4 protein-coding genes are annotated in these 2,689 nt (G+C 64.2%); 2 read left to right on the top strand and 2 right to left on the bottom strand.

Annotation, left to right across the window (positions count from 1 at the left end; all coding sequences use genetic code 11):
* Positions 1 to 133 precede the first annotated feature (133 nt).
* Positions 134 to 310, bottom strand: coding sequence for a hypothetical protein (locus ACLP25_RS22845; RefSeq protein WP_442471431.1), 177 nt, complete (start codon positions 308 to 310; stop codon positions 134 to 136).
* A 79-nt stretch (positions 311 to 389) separates the two neighbouring features.
* Between ACLP25_RS22845 and ACLP25_RS22840 the strand changes: the two genes are divergently transcribed.
* Positions 390 to 659 (top strand): type II toxin-antitoxin system VapC family toxin, encoded by a 270-nt coding sequence (locus ACLP25_RS22840; RefSeq protein WP_442471430.1) that lies wholly within the window; start codon positions 390 to 392, stop codon positions 657 to 659.
* An 83-nt stretch (positions 660 to 742) separates the two neighbouring features.
* Here ACLP25_RS22840 and ACLP25_RS22835 read toward each other — a convergent pair whose 3' ends face one another.
* On the bottom strand, positions 743 to 1,951 hold the full coding sequence (locus tag ACLP25_RS22835; RefSeq protein ID WP_442471429.1) for an ABC transporter substrate-binding protein: 1,209 nt from the start codon (positions 1,949 to 1,951) through the stop codon (positions 743 to 745).
* A 144-nt stretch (positions 1,952 to 2,095) separates the two neighbouring features.
* Here ACLP25_RS22835 and ACLP25_RS22830 point away from each other — a divergent pair, with 144 nt between their 5' ends.
* Complete coding sequence (locus ACLP25_RS22830; RefSeq protein ID WP_442471428.1) at positions 2,096 to 2,521, top strand: hypothetical protein; 426 nt, start codon at positions 2,096 to 2,098, stop codon at positions 2,519 to 2,521.
* The last annotated feature ends 168 nt before the right edge of the window (positions 2,522 to 2,689 follow it).

Raw genomic sequence — 2,689 nt, 5'->3', positions numbered from 1 at the left:
CTTGAAATAGCGACGAGCCCTTGATTCTTGAAGGACAAGGGCAGTCGAGGATGGCGGGACGGGGCTTCGCGTGCTCAACCTCAGGGGCGAGACGGTCGACACTGAGAGCGCAATCGGCAAGCTCTAGTCCATCTCAGACTAGCACCGCCACGCTCGGGAACGGCGACAGATCCGGGTTCCAGACGACGGGAATGATCGCGCCTGTGATGAGGTTCCAGTCCTGGTTGAGATGGATCGGCACCACCGGCTCGAATGCGAGGATGTTCTGCGTGCCCTTGTTCGGCCCGACGTCGAAGTTGGTGTAGTTCACGAACTGCAGGACAGTGAGATTGCCGATCGGATTCTCCGACTCCTTAGCGATATCCGACTCGTTGGCCTTGGAACTGATCGTGGTCGAGAACGCGGAGATCGCACAGAAGGTGGGCCTCGGCAAGTGGCCGGAAATGGCGCCCTACCTCGACCGGCTGAAAGATCTTCTCGACAGCCAACGGGGCGTCGCCACGGCGCTCGAAGCCGCGGACGGCCTTGTGGCGGGAACGATGGACTGGCCGCATCGCGATGCATTCGGCCGCTTCCTGGCCGCATCCGCGCTCCGGCGCAGAATTCCTATCGTTTCCGCCGACACAGCCTTCGATGCGCTGCTGACGCGCATCTGGTGAGACGCATCTTCCCCGGCGCAATCGAGCCGGAAGACACCTCGAAAGGCCGCGCGCGGGAACGAACGCGCGCGGCCTTGCGCCGCTCAGGCCTGGAACAGCTCTCCGAACTGCTCCCAGCTCTCGCCATTGAACGAGGCGAGCGCCTCCTGACGGATCGGGCTGAAATTGTCGGGGGAGGTGTTGATCTTGATGCCCGGCAGCGACATCGGCAATTCGAGGTCCTTCAGGTTCGCCGCCTGCTTCATGACGTTCTCGCGCGACAGGTCATTGCCACACTGTTTGAGCACCTGGATCATTGTCGCCGCTGCGCCGAAGCCAAACACGGCGTTCGAGTCGATCAAGTCCTTGGGCGACATGTATTCGGCGATGAACGCCGCATATTGCTTGAACCCGGGGTCGTCCTTCCAGCGGGCGTCGGTCGGATCCTTGCCGTAAACCGCGGTGATCACGCCCTTCGATTTGTCGAGGCCCGCCGGCTTCATCACGGAGGCGATAGACTGCGAGACGTCGGTCACGTAGCGGGCGGGACTCCAGCCAATGTCGAAGGCCTTGCGGATCGCTTGGGCGGCGAATTTGGGCGTGGCGGCGAGGAGAAACACGTCGGCGCCCGAGCCCTGAAGCGTGACGACTTGCGAGTCGACCGTCGGCTCGGACGTTTCGTATGACGCTTCCTTGATCACCATGCCCGAATGGTTTGCGCCAAGACCGTCCTTCAGCCCGATCAGATAGTCCTTGCCGAAGCCGTCGTTCTGATAAAGTAAGCCGATCTTCGCGGCGGGCTTGGTTTGCAGGATGTGCTGGGCGAAGATATTCGCCTCGGTCTGGTAATTCGGTTGCCAGCCCATCGTCCACGGGAACTGCTTGGGGTCGCTGAACGTGGCCGCGCCGGTCGCGACAAATAATTGCGGCACTTTGTTGTCGCTGCAATATTGCCGGATCGCCAGATTCGACGGGGTGCCGAGCGTGTTGAAGAGGAATGCGACCTGCTCCTGTTCGACGAGGCGGCGCACCTGCTCGACCGTCTTCGGCGGGCTGTAGCCGTCGTCGAGGCTGATGAGGTTGATCTTGCGGCCGTTGATCCCGCCCTGCTCGTTGATCATCTTGAAGTACGCGGTCTCCGCCCGACCGATCACGCCATAGGCGGAGGCCGGGCCGCTGTAGGGCATGGTCTGGCCGATCTTGATCTCCGTGTCGGTGACCCCAGGCGCGTTCTCGGCGCGGGCGGCAGAGGCGCTCGCCGCGAACGCCGCAGCCGCCGCGCTCGATTGCAGGAATGAACGTCGAGTGAACATGAGCGATCCTCCTTTTATTCGTTCGCGGCGGCTTCGGCCCGCCGCAGCCTTCAACTTGTGCGCGTCGGCGAAGAAAACAACCCCGGCGAGCCGTAATTCGCTGCAGCGCGTAGCACGCCGGCGACCCCGGTCGGCATGCCGGCCATGGCCAGGATCAGCAGCACGCTGAGGCGTTTGTTTGCGTCCGAGCTGACGGGCGCCAGCGCCGAGATCACGCCGATGCGCCAATTGAAGATCGATGCGGCGGCGCAGGCGGTCGCCCTGGCCGAGACGGCTCGGAGCCGGTTCCTGCGCGAGGGCAAGGGCGATGTCGCCGATCTTGTGGCGGTTCAGCGCAATGCGGACGCCGCGGTCCGGCGCATTGGCCTGCCACCCGACAAGCCGGCGGCGCCCGCCACAGGTGTGAGCGCGCCGGACATGGCAAGGCCATCGCGCATCCCGACCATCGCCGAGGTGACAGCGGAGCAGGTTCGCCGCGCTGTCGCGCCTGCCATCGAGGCCGCCGCGCCCGCGTTGGGGCCGGGGCCCGATTTGACTGGACTGAGCGATGATGAGCTAGCAGCCCGTTGACGAAGTCTGGAAGTTCGGATTCCCTGCGGTTAGGGCGCTTCGGCAGGATGAATCGGCGATGGCGATGGGGCGGTCGGAGGGGGTTCAGGACGACTTGATGGCGACGTGGGCGGAGATGCCGGGCTCGCCGGGACACGCGTTCTACGACCGGCTGCAGGCGCTGCTGCG

The organism is Roseiarcus sp., assembly GCF_052145395.1.
Lineage (GTDB): Bacteria > Pseudomonadota > Alphaproteobacteria > Rhizobiales > Beijerinckiaceae > Roseiarcus.
This window is presented reverse-complemented; position numbering and strand designations above follow the sequence as displayed.

Bases quoted from the DNA above. Each gene is read 5' to 3' on its own strand.
- ACLP25_RS22835 (WP_442471429.1), bottom strand. From the start codon at position 1,951: ATGTTCACTCGACGTTCATTCCTGCAATCGAGCGCGGCGGCTGCGGCG.
- ACLP25_RS22830 (WP_442471428.1), top strand. From the start codon at position 2,096: ATGGCCAGGATCAGCAGCACGCTGAGGCGTTTGTTTGCGTCCGAGCTG.